Source organism: Nitrospirillum pindoramense (genome assembly GCF_007827955.1).
In the GTDB taxonomy this organism is placed as follows: domain Bacteria; phylum Pseudomonadota; class Alphaproteobacteria; order Azospirillales; family Azospirillaceae; genus Nitrospirillum; species Nitrospirillum amazonense_B.
In genome coordinates this window covers 51,546-69,450 of sequence record NZ_VITR01000001.1, presented here as the reverse complement: position 1 = coordinate 69,450, position 17,905 = coordinate 51,546, and the positions used below count along the sequence as shown (strand labels likewise).

At 69.5% G+C, this 17,905-nt stretch carries 18 protein-coding genes and 1 tRNA gene; 12 read left to right on the top strand and 7 right to left on the bottom strand.

The window, feature by feature from the left end; genetic code table 11:
- Positions 1 to 9: 9 nt before the first annotated feature.
- The 6 genes from FBZ90_RS00310 (at position 10) to FBZ90_RS00285 (ending at position 6,017) form a co-directional block, all read left to right on the top strand.
- Positions 10 to 333 carry a hypothetical protein gene (locus FBZ90_RS00310; RefSeq protein ID WP_145728896.1) on the top strand — a complete coding sequence of 108 codons (324 nt, stop codon included), beginning with the start codon at positions 10 to 12 and terminating at the stop codon, positions 331 to 333.
- A 113-nt stretch (positions 334 to 446) separates the two neighbouring features.
- On the top strand, positions 447 to 638 hold the full coding sequence (locus FBZ90_RS00305) for a hypothetical protein (protein ID WP_145728893.1): 192 nt from the start codon (positions 447 to 449) through the stop codon (positions 636 to 638).
- A 6-nt stretch (positions 639 to 644) separates the two neighbouring features.
- A complete protein-coding gene (locus FBZ90_RS00300; protein WP_145728891.1) occupies positions 645 to 2,282 on the top strand; it encodes a tetratricopeptide repeat protein in 1,638 nt (545 codons plus the stop codon).
- Positions 2,279 to 3,214, top strand: a complete 936-nt coding sequence (locus FBZ90_RS00295; protein WP_145728889.1) for a hypothetical protein — start codon at positions 2,279 to 2,281, stop codon at positions 3,212 to 3,214. Before FBZ90_RS00300 ends, FBZ90_RS00295 begins: the two co-directional genes overlap by 4 nt.
- Before the next feature lie 129 nt (positions 3,215 to 3,343).
- Positions 3,344 to 4,900 (top strand): tetratricopeptide repeat protein, encoded by a 1,557-nt coding sequence (locus tag FBZ90_RS00290; protein WP_186455517.1) that lies wholly within the window; start codon positions 3,344 to 3,346, stop codon positions 4,898 to 4,900.
- Between the two features lie 13 nt (positions 4,901 to 4,913).
- Positions 4,914 to 6,017 carry a glycosyltransferase gene (locus tag FBZ90_RS00285; RefSeq protein WP_186455516.1) on the top strand — a complete coding sequence of 368 codons (1,104 nt, stop codon included), beginning with the start codon at positions 4,914 to 4,916 and terminating at the stop codon, positions 6,015 to 6,017.
- Positions 6,018 to 6,022: 5 nt separating this feature from the next.
- Here the strand turns inward: FBZ90_RS00285 and rfbC are convergent, their stop codons facing one another.
- Genes rfbC through FBZ90_RS00270 form a run of 3 tightly spaced genes read right to left on the bottom strand, consistent with a single transcriptional unit; the run spans position 6,023 to position 7,648 of the window.
- Positions 6,023 to 6,577 (bottom strand): dTDP-4-dehydrorhamnose 3,5-epimerase, encoded by a 555-nt coding sequence (gene rfbC / locus FBZ90_RS00280; RefSeq protein ID WP_145728882.1) that lies wholly within the window; start codon positions 6,575 to 6,577, stop codon positions 6,023 to 6,025.
- 55 nt (positions 6,578 to 6,632) lie between these two features.
- A complete protein-coding gene (locus FBZ90_RS00275) occupies positions 6,633 to 7,430 on the bottom strand; it encodes a tRNA1(Val) (adenine(37)-N6)-methyltransferase (protein WP_246130073.1) in 798 nt (265 codons plus the stop codon).
- Positions 7,427 to 7,648, bottom strand: coding sequence for a putative signal transducing protein (locus FBZ90_RS00270; protein ID WP_145728879.1), 222 nt, complete (start codon positions 7,646 to 7,648; stop codon positions 7,427 to 7,429). Before FBZ90_RS00270 ends, FBZ90_RS00275 begins: the two co-directional genes overlap by 4 nt.
- Before the next feature lie 196 nt (positions 7,649 to 7,844).
- Between FBZ90_RS00270 and FBZ90_RS00265 the strand changes: the two genes are divergently transcribed.
- Positions 7,845 to 8,867 (top strand): polyprenyl synthetase family protein, encoded by a 1,023-nt coding sequence (locus FBZ90_RS00265; RefSeq protein WP_145728876.1) that lies wholly within the window; start codon positions 7,845 to 7,847, stop codon positions 8,865 to 8,867.
- 144 nt (positions 8,868 to 9,011) lie between these two features.
- Here FBZ90_RS00265 and FBZ90_RS00260 read toward each other — a convergent pair.
- Positions 9,012 to 9,088: transfer RNA gene (locus tag FBZ90_RS00260), tRNA-Pro, on the bottom strand.
- Between the two features lie 279 nt (positions 9,089 to 9,367).
- Here FBZ90_RS00260 and FBZ90_RS00255 point away from each other — a divergent pair.
- Positions 9,368 to 9,679 (top strand): hypothetical protein, encoded by a 312-nt coding sequence (locus FBZ90_RS00255; RefSeq protein WP_145728874.1) that lies wholly within the window; start codon positions 9,368 to 9,370, stop codon positions 9,677 to 9,679.
- Between the two features lie 159 nt (positions 9,680 to 9,838).
- On the opposite strand, the gene FBZ90_RS00250 is transcribed toward FBZ90_RS00255, so the two are convergent.
- A complete protein-coding gene (locus tag FBZ90_RS00250) occupies positions 9,839 to 11,053 on the bottom strand; it encodes a pyridoxal phosphate-dependent aminotransferase (RefSeq protein WP_246130072.1) in 1,215 nt (404 codons plus the stop codon).
- 52 nt (positions 11,054 to 11,105) lie between these two features.
- Here FBZ90_RS00250 and FBZ90_RS00245 point away from each other — a divergent pair, with 52 nt between their 5' ends.
- The gene (locus tag FBZ90_RS00245; RefSeq protein ID WP_246130071.1) at positions 11,106 to 12,719 is read left to right on the top strand and encodes a M48 family metalloprotease; all 1,614 of its coding nucleotides are present in this window, start codon (positions 11,106 to 11,108) and stop codon (positions 12,717 to 12,719) included.
- A gap of 64 nt (positions 12,720 to 12,783) precedes the next feature.
- Here FBZ90_RS00245 and FBZ90_RS00240 read toward each other — a convergent pair whose 3' ends face one another.
- The gene (locus FBZ90_RS00240) at positions 12,784 to 14,466 is read right to left on the bottom strand and encodes a methyl-accepting chemotaxis protein (RefSeq protein WP_145728870.1); all 1,683 of its coding nucleotides are present in this window, start codon (positions 14,464 to 14,466) and stop codon (positions 12,784 to 12,786) included.
- Positions 14,467 to 14,589: 123 nt separating this feature from the next.
- Positions 14,590 to 15,594, bottom strand: a complete 1,005-nt coding sequence (locus FBZ90_RS00235; RefSeq protein WP_246130070.1) for a DUF3369 domain-containing protein — start codon at positions 15,592 to 15,594, stop codon at positions 14,590 to 14,592.
- A 322-nt stretch (positions 15,595 to 15,916) separates the two neighbouring features.
- Between FBZ90_RS00235 and FBZ90_RS00230 the strand changes: the two genes are divergently transcribed.
- The 3 genes from FBZ90_RS00230 to accB all read left to right on the top strand — a co-directional run bounded on the left by FBZ90_RS00230 (position 15,917) and on the right by accB (position 17,901).
- Positions 15,917 to 16,684, top strand: a complete 768-nt coding sequence (locus tag FBZ90_RS00230) for a DsbA family protein (protein WP_145728866.1) — start codon at positions 15,917 to 15,919, stop codon at positions 16,682 to 16,684.
- Positions 16,685 to 16,882: 198 nt separating this feature from the next.
- Entirely contained in the window at positions 16,883 to 17,341 is a 459-nt protein-coding gene (gene aroQ / locus FBZ90_RS00225; RefSeq protein ID WP_145728863.1) for a type II 3-dehydroquinate dehydratase, read from the top strand.
- A 104-nt stretch (positions 17,342 to 17,445) separates the two neighbouring features.
- Positions 17,446 to 17,901, top strand: a complete 456-nt coding sequence (gene accB / locus FBZ90_RS00220) for an acetyl-CoA carboxylase biotin carboxyl carrier protein (protein WP_145728860.1) — start codon at positions 17,446 to 17,448, stop codon at positions 17,899 to 17,901.
- The last annotated feature ends 4 nt before the right edge of the window (positions 17,902 to 17,905 follow it).

Below are 17,905 nucleotides of genomic sequence, written 5' to 3'. Positions count from 1 at the left end.
GAAACGGTCATGATCACGGAAATCCGGCACATCATCTTCTCCAACGACGAGCTGAAGCTCGTCTTCCAAACCGTGCCGCCAGAGGAGTTCGACGCCAGCCGCCGCATCCTGAGCATCCAGGTGGTCGAAGGCCCCCCTCCGACGGTGAAGCTGACCAGCGAGTTGCCCACCGGCGGCGGGCGCGAGGTGATGCAGCTGGAATCCTACCTGCTGGCGCGGTTGATCGTGGCCTACTGCCAGAAAAAGCGCATCCCCCTGCCCAAGGACGCGCTGAAGACCCTGCACGCCCAAGGGGACCAGCTGTGCTTCAGCATCATGAGTTCGCTGAGCTAACGGAATCTTCACGGGTGGGCGCCGACTGTATGCCTTGAGCGGCCGGCCGATCGGAGCGATACTGCGACTGATCGGCCGCGCCCGTAGCGGGCGCAGCCCCCGGAGTAGCGCAGATGCAGATCGACAGCCAAGCCGCCGCGGCCACCGCCGCCAATGTGTTGCAGGCCAGCCTGCAATTCCAGGTGCAGGCCCTGAAGCAGACCACGGACGCGCAGTCCGCCGTGGCGACCGAACTGCTGACCGGGCAGAGCGCCGGCCCCGCCCCCACCGATGGGCGCGGGCAGTTGATCGATATCAGCGCCTGATTCCCTTTGCCGTCATTATCTGAGACACTGGCCACCGCCGTGGCCCATCACTCCGCAGGCCGTCTGGATGATGCCGAAGCCTTGTACGCGGCCATCCTGGACCATATTCCGGACCAGATAGACGCCCTTCACCTGACAGGCGTTTTGACCTTGCAGCGGGCAAGCGGCGCCAAGCCCCCCGACCCGGCGCGGCTGGCTGCCGGCGTGGCCCTGATCCGTCGCGCCTATGCCCAGCCGGCGGCCGCCACCGTCCCTGACATCGCCATCAACCTGGGCAATGGGCTTAGCGCCTTGGCCGGCGCCCATTCCAGGGCGGGCGCCCAGGCCAAGGCGTTGGAAGCCTTGCTGGAAATGGATGACCTGGGCCTGCCGATGAGGCCGGCCGACCGTCTGATGCTGGCCGATGGCCTGGCGCTGGTGCGCGCGGCGACCGAGGCGAAAAGGCACTATCGCGCCCTGCTGTCTGCCAGTCCCGCCACGCTCCCCCAGGCCCTGCCCGCCCGGGTGAACCTTGTCAAAATGCTGATGGCTCAGAGACAGGTGGCCGAAGCCTTGTCCTTGCTGAACGAGCCGCTCTCCACGGATCCCAGCCACGCCCACGACCAGGCCACCGCCCTGGCCCTGCGCGCGCGATTGCTGATGACCACGCCGATGGACGAGACCGCGCGCGCCTTGATACGCCTATCCCTGACCGACATGGAGCGGATTGGCGGGACCAGCGCGGAGCTTCACTTCCTGTCGGGCAGGTTTCTCCAAAGCCAGGGGGACATTGCCGGCGCCCGCGCCCGGTACGCCCAAGCCCTGACGCTTGAACCGGCGCACGCCGAGGCGCGGCTGGCCCATGCCGAGGCGTGTCTGCGCCTGGGCGCGTGGCGGGACGGCTTCGCCGACCTGTCTTGGCGCTGGATGCTTCCCATGGCCGGCCGCCTCCATGGCTCCATCCCCCTGTGGGAACGGGCGGATCAGGACATGTCCGGCCGCCGTGTCCTGGTTTGGGATGAGGTGGAGCCTGACGCCCTGCCCCATTTGGCCCGCCTGCTGCCCCGCCTGCGCGACCGGGGGGTGACGGTGGTCGTGGAGGTGTCACCCGGCTGGGCCGCCCTGTTGCCCACGGGGCGGGGGCAGGCGCTGGCCGGCGTCACCATCGCCACACGGGGAATGGACACCGTGCACGCCGATTTCCAGGTGCCCCTGCAGGAACTGCCTGACCGGCTGTCGCTTTGGAGTGCGGACGATTTCTGGCACGGTCCCTACATGACGGCTCCGGCCGACACACCCGCCCCGTCCTTCCCTGGGCCCGCCGTAGGGGTGCCCGCCGACGCGCTGCCATCCATGCGGCCCCCCTTGCCTCCCGGCGTGACGGCCGTGCCCCTGGCTCTGCCCCCCGCGGACGAGCCGGAAGGCTGGGGCCGGCTGGCCGCCACGCTGGCTGGCGTGGACGCCGTGGCGCTGCCCGCCGGGCCGCTGGCCCATCTGGCCGGCGCCCTGGGCCGCCCCGGCGTGGTGCTGGTGCCGACGAACGCGGATTGGCGCTGGCCAGCCACGGGGGAGCGCACCCCCTGGTATCCATCCCTGCGCCTGGTGCACGGGGCCGTGTGGCCGGCAGCCCCGATTCCGGGCCTGGATCTGGAAACCTCGTCATGAGCGGCATTCTTTATGTGACTGGCGCCGACGAGCGTTATTTCGCCACCACCCTGCTGCTTCTGGAAAGCTTTGCCCGGCAAATGCCGCAGGCGCGGCTGATGGTCTGCGACTATGGCTTGGCCCCGGGGCAGCTAGCCTATCTGGCGGACCGGGGGCAGCTTTTGCCCCGGCCCGAGGGTTTGCCGGAAACGCTGCATCCTTACGCCAAGAAGGCCGCCATCCTGGACTATGTCGGCGACCTGCCCTGGCAGGCGCTGTGCTGGATAGACGCCGACATGCTGGCGGTCGGCCTGGATGGCGCGATCATGGCCCATCTGCTGCAGCGCCTGGAGGCGAGCGGCGCCGACATTGCGCTGACCACGGACATCAACGAGTTGACGCTTTCCGACGTGGCGGCCATGGACGCGGGCGGCACGACGATGGCGCCTTTCCGCGCCCTGCTGGCCGAGAGCGGCGCCGACCCGGCCGCCCCCTATATCAGCGTCGGCTTCTGGCTATGCCGATCCCGGGCGCTGCTGGTCGACTGGGATCGGCGCAGTCGGGGTTTGCGGCCGCATCCCCTGTTCGAACAGAACGTCATGGCCCTGCTGATCCACGGCCCCAACTGGGGCTACGCCGGCCGGGCGCTGTTGCTGGACCCGGTGGAATGGCAGCCGCAAAATCACCTGCTGCCCCTTATCCGCACCGCAGGCGACGGCTATACGGTGCGGGGACGAACAGTCCGCCTGGTTCATTGCACATCCTGCCGCTACTGGTTCATGGATATCTACAAAAGCCATGTCGAGGTGCAGGGGCAAGCCTTGGCCGGCTATTTCCGCATCCTGCAGAATCCGGCGCTGCGCGCATTGCAGAAGGACCTTTTGCACGACCACGTCGTGCGCCACGGTGACGCTCTGAGTCGCCACGGGCTGCTGACGATCGCAGATCCCTGAATCGCCCGATGAATCGGCGGCCGGTGGGCATATCTTGCCTCTGTTCACGGGCGCCGCCGCCCCCTATCCTCTCCCCATGAAATGAAGCGAGCCGGGGCCCGTGTCGTTGGTTCCGCCGGCGGAGGAAGCATGACCGACCACACCGACAGCACGCCCGCCACCAGCACGCCGGCCACGCCGGAAGACGCGGCCGTCCTGATCCTGCAGGCCGACGGCCTGGCGGCATTGGAAAGCGGCGACGCGGCCCAGGCTGTCTCGCTGCTGAGCCAGGCGGTGGCCCTGCGCCCCGACGACGCCGCGCTACGCGCCGACCTGGGCCTGGCGTTTGAACGGCAGCAGGACAACGAGTCCGCCAAGGCAGCCTATGGCATGGCGGTGGCCCTGGACCCGGACAACCCCATCCATCGCTTCAACCTGGGCGCGGCCTGCCAGCGCCTGGGCCAGGGGCACGAGGCCGCCACCCATTACCTGGACGCGCTGGAACGCGAGCCCATGCTGGCGGAGGCCTATTTCAACCTGGCAACGCTGTTCCAGGAGGCCGGCCACCTGGACATCGCGGAACAACACTACCGCAACGCGCTGGAGGCCCGGCCGTCCTATGTCGAGGCCGCCGCCAACCTGGGCCTGGTCCTGCGCCGCCTGGGCCGCCTGGACGAGGCGCTGGACTATCTGCGGGCCACGGCCGAGGCCCAGCCGGACCTGGCGCAAACCCATTCCAACCTGGGCTTGGTGTTGAACGAGGCCGGGCAGTACCAGGAGGCGCTGGCCGTGTTCGACCACCTGGCCGCGCTGCGCCCGTTCGAGGTGGCCCCCCACGTCGGCCGCGCCGGCGCGCTGCGGGGCCTGGGCCATTTGGCCGAGGCGGCCACCGCCATCCGTCAGGCGCTGAATCGGCCGGAAACCACCATCTCCGCCGAGTTGGAGGCCGCCCAGATCGCCGCCGCCCTGCAGGCTTCCGGCAACGGCGCCGCCGCCCGATCGCTGGTGGACGCCTGGCGGACGGCCGGCGTCACCCCCATCCTGCGCCATACGGAGGCGGCGCTGGGCCTGGCGCCACCACCACCCCGGGCAGATTCCGCCTATCTGGAACAGATGTACGACGCCCAGGCCGCCATGCTGACGGAACAGGCCGTCGCCGCCGCCACGGCCGCCCTCTCACCCACCCTGGCCGCCACCTTGGCACGGCACCTCGGCCCTGCCGCCGGCACCCTGCAGGTGCTGGAGATCGATTGCGGCGTGGGTGCCCTGGGCCCGCTGCTGAAGCCTTACGCCACCGACCTGGTGGGCGTGCATCCATCCGCGACCGCCGTGCAGGCGGCGGCGCGGAGCGGCCTCTATGACCAGTTGGTTCACGGCGACCATGCCGTGGTGCTGGAGCGCTCAGCCGCCAACGCCAACCTGATCGTCTCGACCGACATCGCCAACCATGTCGGCGATCTGGGGCCGCTGGCCTCGGCCGCCGCCGACGCGCTGCTGCCCGGCGGCACGCTGGTCCTGGTTCTGGACGCGGCTGAGCCATGGGCCCCTGCCGTAGCATTGAAGGAAAACGGCCGCTATCTGCATCGCCGCGACCATGTGGAGGGCGCCCTGCGCCAGGCGGGCCTGGCTGTGCTGGAGGGCACGACGCTGCCACCCGCCATCCCCGGTGGGACCGAGCGCCTGCTGGTCGTCGCCCGCAAGGGCTGAGACCGGCATCCCCATGGCATCCCCGCCGCTCCGCACCCCGCCCCGCCCGGCGCGGGTGCTGGCCTTGCCCCGCTATGACCGGCTGGGGGCCAGCAGCCGGCTGCGCTTCTTCGACCCGCTGCCCCACGTGGCGGCGGCGGGCCTGGAGGTCGCCACCGCCCCATTCTTCGACGACGCCTATCTTCGGCGCCTGTATGCCGGGCAATCGGTGGACAACCGCGCCCTGATGGGACGCTATCGACAGCGGTTGACGGCCCTCGGCCGCGCCGGACGTGGCGATCTGCTGTGGATAGAGAAGGAGGCCCTGCCCTGGCTGCCTGATGCCGCGGAACGCCTGACGTTCCGGGGGCGCCCGTATGTTCTGGACTTCGACGACGCCTGGCACCTGCGCTATGCCGGCCATCGCAGGGGGCCGGTGCGCGCGCTTCTGGGCCGAAAGCTGGAGCGGCTGGTGGCGGGGGCGGCCCTGACCGTGGTCGCCAACGAGGCCCTGGCCGGCTGGGCGGATGCCGCCGGCGCCCGCCGCCTGCTGCGCCTGCCCACGCCGGTGGACCTGTCCCGCTACCAGGCCGCCGCGCGGGCGGAGCCGCCCGCCGGCGGGTTCCGCGTGGGCTGGATCGGCACCCCGTCCTCCGCGCGCTATCTGGCGGCGTTGGCCGGGCCCCTGGCGGCGCTGGCGGCCAGCGGCCCGCTGACGCTGGTGACCATCGCCAGCGCCCCCGTCAACCTGCCCGGTGTGCCGGAGGAGTTCATCGCGTGGAGCGAGGCGGGCGAGGCCGCCGCCCTGGCCGGAATCGATGCCGGGATCATGCCGCTGCCCCACACGCCGTTCGCGCAGGGCAAGTCAGGCTTCAAGCTGTTGCAGTACATGGCGGCCGGCAAGGCCGTGGTGGCCAGCCCGGTGGGGGAGAACCGGCGCATCGTGGCCGACGGCGTCACCGGCCTGTGGGCCGACAGCCCGGAAGGCTGGGTCCAGGCCCTGGAAGCGGTGCGATCCAACCTGGATTTGCGCCACCGCCTCGCCACGGCCGGCCGCGACCTGGTGGCACGGGAGTATGACTTGGCGGTCCTGGGGCCCCGGCTGGGGGCGGCCCTGGCGCACGTGGCCAGGGCCTGAAGGCCTCAGACCGGGAAGGGCGCGCCGATCTCCGCCAAGGTCGGCTGCCTGCCGTCCTTGTCCGACAGCACGGCGCCGGCGAACTCGGGCCACTGGATGGCCAGCGCCGGGTCGTTCCACAGCAGGCCGCGGTCATGGGCCGGGCTATAGGGCGCCGTCACCTTGTAGGCAATTTCGGTGTCCGGGACGAGGGTGCAGAACCCGTGGGCGAAGCCCACCGGCACCCAGAGCTGCCAGCCCTCTTCCGCATCCAGCTCCGCGGCGACGTGGCGGCCGTATGTGGCGGAGCCCTGGCGCAGGTCCACCGCCACGTCCAGGATACGCCCGCGGATGACGCGCACCAGCTTGCCCTGGGCCGCCGGCGCCAACTGGAAGTGCAGGCCGCGCACCGTGCCCTGAATGCGCGACAGCGACTGGTTGTCCTGGACGAAGGGCCCCGCGATACCGGCGGCGGTGTGCTTTTCCTCATTCCAGGTTTCGACGAACCAGCCACGGTCGTCGCCGAAGCGGCGGGGCTTCACCATCACCAGGCCATCGATGTCCAGGCGCTTCACTTCCATGCTGGGGTCCTATCGTCTTCGGTTGTGCCGCGCGCCCGGGATACGCCGGACGCCATCAGAAGTCCAGGGGGCCGCCGCCCCTTAGCACGGCGTCGGCCGCCGGCGTATAGCCCCCGCCCTCGCCGTGCAGCACCAGGCCGGGCAGCAGGCGGGCGGGGGTCCGGGCGCCCAGGCGGGCGCGGATGATGACGCGCCGCGCCTCCGCACCGGCGCGGGGCCACAGGGGGTAAAGCACCACGGCGCCGAAGCGGCCCGCCAGGCGCGCCAGGATATCGTCCACGCGGTCGGCGCGGTGGATCATGGTGAGGGTGCCGCGTGGGGCCAGCAGCCGGGCGGCCGCCGCGATCCAGGTGGCCAGATCCGCCGTCCCCTCGCCATGCGATACCGCCTTGCCGGCGCGGGGGGATCGGGTATGCCGCCCGCCCGGGTAAAAGGGCGGGTTGGTCATCACATGATCGAAGCGTCCAGCCAGGAGGTCGGGATCGGAACCGGGTGGCAGATGGCCGGGCGCCTGGGCCGCATCGCCCAGGGTGATGCGGACGCGGGCGGCGACGCCGTTGAGATCCGCGTTGCGCCGGGCCAGATCCGCCGCCGCGGGCTGAACCTCCAGCCCGGCGATCCGCACGCCGGGCAGCCGGGCGGCCAGACAAAAGGTCGCGGCCCCAGCGCCGCAGCCCAGATCCAGCACGCGATCCCCTCCGTCGGCGGGGGTCGCCGCCGCCAGCAGCACCGGATCGATGGCCGCGCGGTATCCTTGCGCCGGCTGCAACAGGCGCACCCGCCCATCCAGCAGCTTGTCCTCCGTGATGTCGCCCTCCACCGGTGGGGCCAGGAGGACGGCCTCGGCGGTCACGGCGCCTCCTCCAACTGCGCCCGGGCCACGGCCAGGGCGACCGTCGCGGCGGTGACGGCACCATCCGCCACCATAAGCCGCCGGGGAATGGCCAGGATGCTGCCCTCCGCCGCCGCCGTGTATTCGTCCAGCAGCACGGCCTCGATACCCGCGTCGGCCAGCACGGCGCGGGCCCAGGACAGTTCCACGGGGTCATTGCTGCTAAGGATGGGCTGCATGAAGGCTTCCTTTGGAAAGGGACCGCCGGCCTTGATCAACGGGGGCAACTTATATGGGGGACGGCGATGCGGTCTGCCAGCTTGACCACAGGGGTTGCGCCGGTATGCTCACTGTCCTATCCAGGGCCGTCAACTGGGTCTCGCGCGATAGCGACGTTGGCCCCCATGTTGGCTCCCATTGGCAGGAGTTCGTTTCGTGGCCGTCGTCACCCCCCTCGATCCCAAGCGCCGGAAGCCCGGCACCGATGCCCTGGAGGCGCTGGTGGAACTGGTGGCGACCGACTTGGCCGCGGTCAATGACATCATCATCCGCCGCATGCATTCGGATGTGGAGATGATCCCGCAATTGGCGGGCTACATCGTGGCCAGCGGCGGCAAGCGCCTGCGCCCGGTGCTGACCCTGGCCGCCGCCCGCCTGTGCGGCTATCAGGGGGAACGCCACCAGCCCCTGGCCGCCTGCGTCGAGTTCATCCACACCGCCACCCTGCTGCACGACGACGTGGTCGACGAAAGCGACCTGCGCCGGGGCCAGCCCTCGGCCAACGCCGTCTTCGGCAACAAGGCCAGCGTGCTGGTGGGTGACTTCCTGTTCTCCCGCGCCTTCCAGGTGATGACCGAGGACGGGTCGCTGGACGTGCTGCGCATCCTGTCCAGCGCCTCCGCCGTCATTTCCGAGGGCGAGGTGCTGCAGCTGATTACCGCCAACGACACCACCACCAGCGAGGAAGCCTATCTGGAGGTCATCCGCGCCAAGACGGCGGAGCTGTTCGCCGCCGCCTGCCGCATCGGCGCCGTGGTGGCCGGCCGCCCGGCGGCGGAGGAGGAGGCGCTGCGCAGCTATGGCCTGAACCTGGGCATCGCCTTCCAGGTGGTGGACGACGTGCTGGACTATTCCGCCGTGCAGGCCCGCCTGGGCAAAACCATCGGCGACGACTTCCGCGAGGGCAAGATCACCCTGCCCGTGGTCCTGGCCTTCCGCCGGGGCGATGACGAGGAACGCGCCTTCTGGCGCCGCACGCTGGAGGAGGTCGACCAGCGGGAAGGCGACCTGGAGCATGCGCTGGCCCTCATGCAGCGCCACAACACCCTGCGCGACAGCGTGGAGCGCGCCAGGCACTACGGCGCCGTGGCGCGCGACGCCCTGGGCCTGTTCCCCGCCAGCCCCATCAAGCGTGCCCTGCTGGACGTCATCGACTTCGTCGTCGACCGGGATTTCTGAACCGGGTTCCAGCCCGTTACCGCAAAAGGCGCGCCCTCACCGGCGCGCCTTTTTTGTTGCGCCGGACCGCGCTCATCTGCGCCCGGCGCAGAAAAGCAAAACGGCCGGCTTCGGGAGAAGCCGGCCGCTTATGCGTCCCTGAGATGGTCGGAGAGAGAGGATTCGAACCTCCGGCCCCTGCCTCCCGAAAGCAGTGCTCTACCAGGCTGAGCTACTCTCCGTCTCGGGGTGGGCGGGTATATATCGACATCCGCCGGCCATCGCAAGCCTTCTCTTTCATCCAATCGCCCGTCATCGCCGCATGGGTGTCCCGCAGGCGGCGACAGGGTCGACTGTTGCCTATTCGCCACAGGGGTTCGGGAGTCTGCGCCTGCCCCGGTAAGTGCCGGTTCTTGCCATGGTTCCGCCACGGTTGGCCTCGACCTTCAAGTCACGCCCATCAGTCGTTCGGCCTAGCAGAGGAGCCGCCCGAGGGCCGATCGTTTTATGGAGGTGGTATTATGACGACCGTTCGCAGCGTTCTCACCGGCCTGTTCCTGGGCCTGCCCTTCCTGGTCGCCCCCGCCATCCTGGTCGCGGCGCCCCGTCCCGACGTCGCCACCGTGGCGCAGGCCGCCCCCCTGGGACCGACGCCCGCCGCGACGCTGGCGGCCTCGAAGTCGGGCCGGCTGACGGTCATTCCCGCCCAGGCGGTGACCACCCCGGGCGCGAGCCGTGACGGTCTGGCGGTCCCCTGCAAGGCGACGGGCACGAGCGTGATCAAGGCCCATGCCGGCCACAGCGTGCCGCACCGGCTGATCGCCCTGAACTGAGTCTATTCAGGAATCGGGAAAGGCGCCGGCAACCAACGACCGGCGCCCCCAAAGGGACAGTCCTCAAAAGGGTTGATACGCGAAGGGCCGGCGGTGGCGACACCGGCCGGCCCTTCCCCTTTCAGGCGTGCGTCTTCCAAATCTACTTGGCTTGACCGCCTACCCGCGCCAAGCCTTGAGGCGGCGGGCCGCCTCCACCATCTCCGCCTCCGCCCCGGCGAAACTGATGCGCACGGTGTGGTGACCGCGCGCGGGGTCGAAATCCACGCCTGGCGTCAGGGCCACGCCCGTCTCGTTCAACAGCCGAGTGCAGAAGGCCTGGGCGTCGTCGGTGCGGTCGGAAATGTCCGCATACAGGAAAAAGGCGCCATCGGCCGGGGCCAGGCGGCCGAATCCGGCGTCGGGCAGCAAATCCAGCAGAATGTCGCGGTTACGGCGGTAGCGGGCGACGTGGCCCTCCAGCTCCTCAACACAGCCGAAGGCCGCGACCGCGGCGTGCTGTGACAGGGTGGGCGGGGAGATGTAGAGGTTCTGCGCCAGGCATTCCACCGACCGCACCAGCCGTTCGGGCACAACGGCCCATCCCAGGCGCCACCCGGTCATGGAGAAATATTTGGAGAAGCTGTTGAGGGCGATGGCGCCCTGCCCCCCATCGACCGCCAAGGCCGTGGCGGCCGGCACCGTGCCATATTCGATGCCGTGGTAGATCTCATCCGATATCAGCCAGACGCCGTGACGGCGGCACCAGGCACCCAGCGCCGCCATGGCGGCGGCGTCCAGCATGGTGCCGGTGGGGTTGGACGGGCTGGCGACGATCAGCCCGCGGAGGGGACCGCCCCCGCGCGTCAGCAGCTCATCCAGCAGGGCCGGGGTGGGCTGGAAGCGCGTCTCGGGCCCCGTGGGCAATTCCACCGGCACCAGGCCCGCCGTCTTCAGGATGTTGCGGTAGGCGGGATATCCCGGTGCCGCCAGGGCCACGCGGTCACCCGGATCGAAGGCCGCCAGGAAGGCCAGGAGGAAGGCGCCGGAGGAGCCGGTGGTGACCACCACTCGATGCGGCGAGACCACCAGCCCATGGCGGTCTTGATACCAACGTGCTATGCCCTCTCTCAAGGCTGGCAGGCCCAGGGCATCGGTGTAGGCTAGGCGATCAGCGGCCAGGGCGTGGGCGGCCGCGGCGATCACCCCCTTCGGTGCCGGGGTGGACGGCTGGCCTATTTCCAGGTGCAGGACGTCGCCGCCGGCGGCCTGGCGGGCATTGGCGGCGCGCAGTACCTCCATCACCATGAAGGGTGAAATGGTACTGGTGCGTACAGCGACAGCCGGTTGCCCCGCCGCGCGTGGAAATTCGTCCTTGGAGTCTGTAGGGGTCATACCTTACCGCTCGCCTGTTCGGGTATCGACGGCACCGCCGATGGAATCGACTATGTTCTTGCGACCACGCCGCCTAGCCCGCCTGATCCTGGTCAGCCTGTTGTCTTCGGCCTTGGCCGTGGAACCGGTGATGGCCCAGGACCGCGGCATCAGCCTGGTGCGTGACGCCGAAATCGAGCACACGCTGCGCGTCTTCGCCACCCCCATCTTCCGCGCGGCGGGTATCGTCCCCGACGCCGTCACCCTGGTCCTGGTCAACGATGACGAGCTGAACGCCTTCGTCGCCGGCGGCCAGAACATGTTCATCAACACCGGCCTGATCATGGCCGCCGACACGCCGGAACAGCTGATCGGCGTCATGGCGCACGAAACCGGCCACATGGCCGGCGGCCACCAGGTCCGGTCCCGCGACGCCATCGAGAACGCGGTCATCCTGTCGACCCTGGCGACGCTGCTGAGCGTCGCGGCCGCCATCGGCGGCACCCGCCGCGGCGACGGCGGCGGCGCCGCCATGGGCGGTATCGCCGGCGCCCAGGAACTGGGCGCCCGGTCCTTCTTCGCCTTCAGCCGCGCGCAGGAAGCGTCGGCCGACGAGGCCGGCCTGTCCTACCTGGAGGCCAACGGCTATTCGTCGAAGGGCATGCTGGAGTTCATGGAGAAGCTGCACAAGCAGGACTCCGGCCTGCCGCAGACCAAGCAGGTGGAGTTCCTGATGACCCACCCGCTGACCAAGAACCGTATCGAGTACATCGAGAACTTCGTCGACCATATCTCGAAGTTCACCAACGCCAGGATGCCCTCGGCCTATTACGACATGCACCAGCGCATGCGGGCCAAGCTGTACGGCTTCATCCATCCCGACCTGGCCCTGCGCAAGTATCCGGAAAGCGACACCAGCGTCGCGGCCCGCTACGCCCGGTCCATCGCCTATTACCAGGTGGGCGACATCAACAAGGGCCTGAAGATCGTCGACGGCCTGATCGAGCAGGAACCCAAGAACCCCTACTTCTATGAGTTGAAGGGCCAGATCCTGTTCGAGAACGGCCGCGCCAAGGAGGCGGTCGATCCCTATCGGAACGCGGTGAAATACGCCCCGGACAGCGCCCAGCTGCGCATGGCCCTGGGCCACGCCCTGCTGGAGGCCGGCGACGACAAGCTGGTGCACGAGGCCATCGACGTCCTGCGCTCTTCCGCCCGGGATGAGCCGCTGGTGGAACTGACCTGGCTGCTGCTGGCCAGCGCCTACGCCCGCGCCGACATGGCGCCGCAACTGGCCTATGCCCGTGCGGAAGAGGCGTTGGCGCGGGGCGACATCCGCGCCGCCCGCTATCACGCCGACCGGGCGGAGCAGATGCTGCCCGCCGGGTCGCCGGATTGGGTGCGGGCGCAGGACATCCGCGTCCTGGTGGAAAGCCGCCTGCCGCACAACATGCGCCCGCAACTGGCGCCCAGCAGCGGCCTGGCCTCGCCCGACACCCCCATCATCTCCACCGGCCGCATGCCGGAGGATGCCCTGTCCACCGGGGGTACGGCCGCCATCGGCCCCACCTTCCCCGGTATCACCGACCTGCCGACCCCCACCACCATCGGCGCCGGTTCCTCGGGCCTGGGTACCCTGGGCGGGGGCGGCATGGGCGGACAACGCGGCGGGCCGGGCGGACGCTAATGCGCCCCGGGGGATCTGCCCAGGGGATCTGCCCGTCGTATCCGCCCGGCGCCGGGCGCGGCCGTCAGCCCAGCCGGACCATCTTCACGAAGCCGGCCGACTCGCTGTCCAGGATGGCGGATTGGGCGGACAGCCTCTCCGCCAGGCCGGCGACCCCCTGGGCGGCATCGCCCACCGCCTGTGACGCGCCTGTCAGGTCGCCCAGGCTGCCGGCCACGTCGCCGATGCCCACCGCCGCCTGCTGCACATTGCGCGCGATCTCCTGCGTCGCGGCGGTCTGCTCCTCCACCGCCGAAGCGATGGTGACCGTCAGTTCGTTGACGTCGGCGATGGTGGCGCCGATGCGACGGATGGCCGTCACCGTCTGGGTGCTGCGGCCCTGAATGGTGGTGATCTGCGCCGCGATCTCCTCCGTCGCCTTGGCGGTCTGGTTGGCCAGGCCCTTGACCTCATTGGCGACGACGGCGAAGCCCTTGCCCGCCTCGCCCGCGCGGGCGGCCTCGATGGTGGCGTTCAGGGCCAGCAAATTGGTCTGGGCGGCGATGGCCTGGATCAGGCCCAGCACCTCACCGATCCGGCGGGCGTCACCGTCCAGGCCCTCAACCACCGTGTCCGTCTCGCGCACCACGGCCAGCGCCTCGCCGGCGATGGTGGCGGAACGCACGACCTGGGCGCTGATCTCGCCGATGGAGGCCGACAGCTCCTCGCTGGCCGCCGCCACGGTGTTGACGTTGCTGGACGCGTCAGCCGCCGCGCCCGACGCCGCCCGCGCGCGGGTGAGGGCCTGGTCCGCCGCCTGGGTCAGCGTGGCGGCCAAGCGCTCCAAATCGGTGGCGGCCTGGGTGACGGTGCCCACCACGCCCCCCACGCGGGCCTGGAACGTATCGGCCACGCCGGCCAGGGCCTGGCGTTGGCGCGCCGCCGCCTCCGCCTCCGTCCGCGCCTGCTCCGCCCGCAGGGCCGCGGCGTTGCGCATGTGCTCACGGAACAGGGCCACCGCGCGCGCGATGCGGCCGATCTCGCTCCGGTCCGTCGTATAGTGGATGTCGACGTTCAGGTCGTCGGCCGCCAGCCGGTCCATGGTGCCGCACAGATCGGCCAGGGGGCGCGTGATGCTGCGGGCGATCAGAACGGTGAACACGCCCGCCACCAGCAGCACCAGCACGGTGCAGGCGCCGGTCCACAGCGCCTCGCGCCACAGGGTGGCGTCGATGTCGTCGATATAGACACCGGCCTGCACCGCCCATTTCCACGGTTCGTAGGGCGCGGCGTAGACCAGCTTGGGCGCCGGCACCTCGGCCCCAGCCGTGCCGCGCGGCGCCTCATAGGTCGCCAGGCCCCCGCCCCGCTGGGCCGCGGCGATGATATCCGCCACGATGCGGGTGCCCTTGGGGTCCTTGAACTCCATGCGATTCACGCCTTCGTTCTTGGGATTGGCGTGGACCAGCGTGACGCCATCGAACTGATAGACACCGTAGTAATCGCCCTCGCCCCAGCGCATGGCGCGGATGGCCTTCTTAACCGTCTCCTGCGCCTGGTCCAGCGGCATCCTGCCGGCCTTAACCTCCCCATCATAGGTGTGGATCAGCTTGAGCACGCTGCCGACCATGTCGTGCAGCTTCTGCTCGCGCTCGGCATAGATCGACTTGCGCAGACTCCAAACCTGCGCCCCCGAAATGGCGAGCATCGACACCACCATGATGGCCATGATGATGCCGATACGCAGAATTAGCGAAAAATTGCGCATGTGCGTGGGTCCCCCCGCTGAGGCGTTCAACCTTTCCGGACATGTAGCATGGTTAATTTTTTGGGCAAGCCGCCACGGGCGGGCGCCACCCAGGGTGGTGCACGCCGCATGGGAAGGCGGCCGTCAGGCCGGGTCGCGCGCCTGTTCCAGGGCCCAGGCGGTGACCAGGGCGTCGGCGATGCGCATCATCAGCAGCAGGGCCAGGCGACGCTCGATCTCATCCAGCGGCCGGACCAGATGCAGGTGCAGCATGGCCACCGCGCCGGCGTGCGGGTTGCCGCCCTCCCCCGCCGGGCCGGTCAGCGGCCAGGCCAGGGTCATGGCGTCGTTGGCGAAGTCGTGACGCAGGTCGCCCGGGCTGCGCAGGGCGTTGGCCAGGGCGCCGGTGTCGGCCACGGTGGCCAGGGGATGTCCGGCCGCGTCCTGATAGCGTCCGCGTCCCGCCAGGATGCGGGCCGACAGGCGGTCGGCACCGTACATCACACAGAAAAGCCCATCGGCCGGCTGCTCCAGCACCTCCGCGATCTGATCCAGGGCCGCCCCCGCGGCCGAGGATGGGCCTGACAGCGCCATCTGGCACAGCCCCAGCCCAGCCACCCGTTCCAGTCCGATGCAAGATCGTTCCAGCGTCCGGATGTGGTGGTAGGCGCGCAGCGCCGTGATGGTGGCCGTCACCAGCTTGCGGGCGGTCAGCTCGGTCTTGGCTTTGTAGTCGTTGACGTCATAGCCGGCGATCACGGCGTCCTCCGGCGCCTGGCCAGGCTGGCCGGTGCGCAGGATGATCCGCACCGCCCGGTTGCCCAGCTCATCCCGGATGCGGGGCACAAGCTTCAGGCCGGCGTCGTCGCTTTCCATCACCACGTCCAGCAGGATCATGGCGATGTCATGCTCCCCCCGCAGGATGTGCAGCGCTTCGGCGGCGGAGTAGGCGGAGACGAAGGCCAGGCCGCGGCCCTGGAAGGCGAACTTGCGCATGACCAGGCGGGTCATGGCGTGGACCTCGGGATCGTCATCGACGATCAGCACCTGCCAGGGCGGCATGCCCGGAATCAGTTCCGACTCCTCGCCGGCATCCTCATCCTCGTCGTCCTGGAAGAGGAAATCGTCGTCGTCATCCGCCATGGTCATGGCCAACCCCACCTTCATGCCTGGGCATGGAAACGCATCCCCGCCGGCGTCATCCCCCACCGGCGTCATCACCGGCGTTATCCTATGCAAACCCCAGACCCAGCCCAGCTCATGACCGCACAGCGCCGCCAGCCTGGCAAGCGCGACGATGGATGGCCCACCGGCAAGGCGGACGCAAGGCCGGCGGCGCATGACGCCGCACCCGCGCCCTTGCGGGATTGCGCCCTGCCGCCGCCTGGTCCATGCTGCGCGCCGTCACCGCCACCCCGGGCACGAGGCACCTTGGCTTTGGGGAAAAGGCCGCAAACCGGAGTTTGTCCCGATGTCGCGTACCATTAACGCCACCCTTTGCGCCACCGTGGCGCTCGCCGGCCTGGCGATCGTCAGCCCGGTCTTCGCCGCCGACAAGCCGGTGGCGGACAAGGGGCCCTACGACAAGGCCCAGGTGGAACAGATCGTCCACGACTACATCCTGGCCCATCCCGAGGTGATCACGGAGGCGGTGCAGGCGCTGCAGGACAAGGCCGAGGCGGAGGAGGCCAAGGCCGCCGCCGACGCGCTGGTGAAGCACAAGGATGAGCTGTTCGCCTCCAAGGCGTCCCCCGTGGGCGGCAACCTGAAGGGCGACGTCACGATGGTGGAGTTCTTCGACTATCAGTGCGGCTACTGCAAGCACACCCAGCCGGAGATGGACAGCGCCATCAAGAAGGATGGCAAGGTCCGCATCGTCTACAAGGAATTCCCCATCCTGGGCCCGGCGTCGGTCATCGCCACCAAGGCGGCACTGGCCGCCAACATGCAGGGCAAGTACGAGTCCGTGCACGCGGCGCTGATGGCGGCCACGGGCAAGCTGGACCGGGACCGCATCCTGTCCATCGCCAAGGAGGCCGGCGCAGACACCGAGCGCCTGGTCAAGGACATGGATTCCCCGGCCGTGCAGAAGGAAATCGACGCCAATCTGGCGCTGGCCGACGCCCTCAACATCCACGGCACGCCGGGCTTCGTCATTGGCAACACCCTGGTGCCAGGGGCCATCGGCGCCGACGCCTTCAAGGATCTGTTCGCCAAGGCCCGCAGCGCCAAGAGCTGACCGCAAGGCCAGCGCAGTAGGCGCCGGGCCGGTTTGAGACGCCGGGGACGCATGGGCGGACCCCGGCGCCCGCGCGCGTGGATTCTTGCCCCGGGCGCCACCCGTGTTATAAAGCGGCCTTCGACGGACGCTGGCCGGGGACGCATACCCCCCAGACGTCCGGGTTCAGAGACGTACGTACACAAAGGCGACACACCCTTGGCCATCGCGCCCTCCGTCCTGGTTTTGAACGGTCCGAACCTCAACATGCTGGGGATTCGCGAGCCGCACATCTATGGCGCGGAGACGCTGGAGGATATCGAGAACGCCTGCCAGGAAACGGCCGCGCGCCTGGGACTGGAGATCGATTTCCGCCAGTCCAACCATGAAGGCGAGCTGGTCACCTGGATACAGGACGCGCGCGGCGAACATGACGCCATCATCCTGAACGCCGGCGCGTACACACATACATCCATCGCCATCCACGACGCGCTCAGCGCCGTGGGCCTGCCGGTGGTCGAGGTGCACTTGAGCAACATCTTCCGGCGCGAGCCGTTCCGGCATCACTCCTACGTGTCGCCGGTGGCACGCGGCGTCATCTGCGGCTTCGGCTCGCAGGGTTACCTGCTGGCGCTACAGGCGGCAGCCCGCCTGATCGACAGCCCACCCCCCGCGTAAACGAGAAACCGTAACGCCGGCACCGGCGCACCCCCCTCACAGGCAACCGGCCTACCCAACACCATCGGCGGCCTAACCGCAGCCCAGTACCCAGGATCATGACAATGGCGACCTTCGAACTCGACAGCGAATTCGTGCGCAAGTTGGCCGAGCTTCTCGGCGAAACCGGTCTCACCGAGATCGAGTACGCGGAAGGCGAAAAGCGCATCCGCCTGTCCCGCGCCGCCCCGGCCGCCGCCTTGGCGCCCGTCGCCGTGGCCGCCGCCCCGGTGGCGGCCGCCGCCCCCGTCGCCGCCCCCGTGGCGGCCGTGCCCCCGGCGCAGCATCCGGGCGCGGTGAAGTCACCCATGGTCGGCACCGCCTATCTGGCGCCGGAGCCGGGTGCCTCCACCTTCGTGAAGGTGGGCGATACGGTGAAGGTGGGCCAGACCCTGCTGATCATCGAGGCCATGAAGGTCATGAACCCCATCAAGGCGACCAAGGCCGGCACCGTGACCCAGATTCAGGTCGGCGACGCCCAGCCCGTCGAATACGGCGAAGTCCTGCTGATCATCGAGTGAGGAT

What these genes read in the sequence shown, in the direction of transcription:
- FBZ90_RS00310 (WP_145728896.1), top strand. Translation starts at nt 10, where the DNA reads ATGATCACGGAAATCCGGCACATCATCTTCTCCAACGACGAGCTGAAG.
- FBZ90_RS00305 (WP_145728893.1), top strand. Translation starts at nt 447, where the DNA reads ATGCAGATCGACAGCCAAGCCGCCGCGGCCACCGCCGCCAATGTGTTG.
- FBZ90_RS00295 (WP_145728889.1), top strand. Translation starts at nt 2,279, where the DNA reads ATGAGCGGCATTCTTTATGTGACTGGCGCCGACGAGCGTTATTTCGCC.
- FBZ90_RS00290 (WP_186455517.1), top strand. Translation starts at nt 3,344, where the DNA reads ATGACCGACCACACCGACAGCACGCCCGCCACCAGCACGCCGGCCACG.
- FBZ90_RS00285 (WP_186455516.1), top strand. Translation starts at nt 4,914, where the DNA reads ATGGCATCCCCGCCGCTCCGCACCCCGCCCCGCCCGGCGCGGGTGCTG.
- rfbC (WP_145728882.1), bottom strand. Translation starts at nt 6,577, where the DNA reads ATGGAAGTGAAGCGCCTGGACATCGATGGCCTGGTGATGGTGAAGCCC.
- FBZ90_RS00270 (WP_145728879.1), bottom strand. Translation starts at nt 7,648, where the DNA reads ATGCAGCCCATCCTTAGCAGCAATGACCCCGTGGAACTGTCCTGGGCC.
- FBZ90_RS00255 (WP_145728874.1), top strand. Translation starts at nt 9,368, where the DNA reads ATGACGACCGTTCGCAGCGTTCTCACCGGCCTGTTCCTGGGCCTGCCC.
- FBZ90_RS00250 (WP_246130072.1), bottom strand. Translation starts at nt 11,053, where the DNA reads ATGACCCCTACAGACTCCAAGGACGAATTTCCACGCGCGGCGGGGCAA.
- FBZ90_RS00245 (WP_246130071.1), top strand. Translation starts at nt 11,106, where the DNA reads ATGTTCTTGCGACCACGCCGCCTAGCCCGCCTGATCCTGGTCAGCCTG.
- FBZ90_RS00240 (WP_145728870.1), bottom strand. Translation starts at nt 14,466, where the DNA reads ATGCGCAATTTTTCGCTAATTCTGCGTATCGGCATCATCATGGCCATC.
- FBZ90_RS00235 (WP_246130070.1), bottom strand. Translation starts at nt 15,594, where the DNA reads ATGACCATGGCGGATGACGACGACGATTTCCTCTTCCAGGACGACGAG.
- FBZ90_RS00230 (WP_145728866.1), top strand. Translation starts at nt 15,917, where the DNA reads ATGTCGCGTACCATTAACGCCACCCTTTGCGCCACCGTGGCGCTCGCC.
- accB (WP_145728860.1), top strand. Translation starts at nt 17,446, where the DNA reads ATGGCGACCTTCGAACTCGACAGCGAATTCGTGCGCAAGTTGGCCGAG.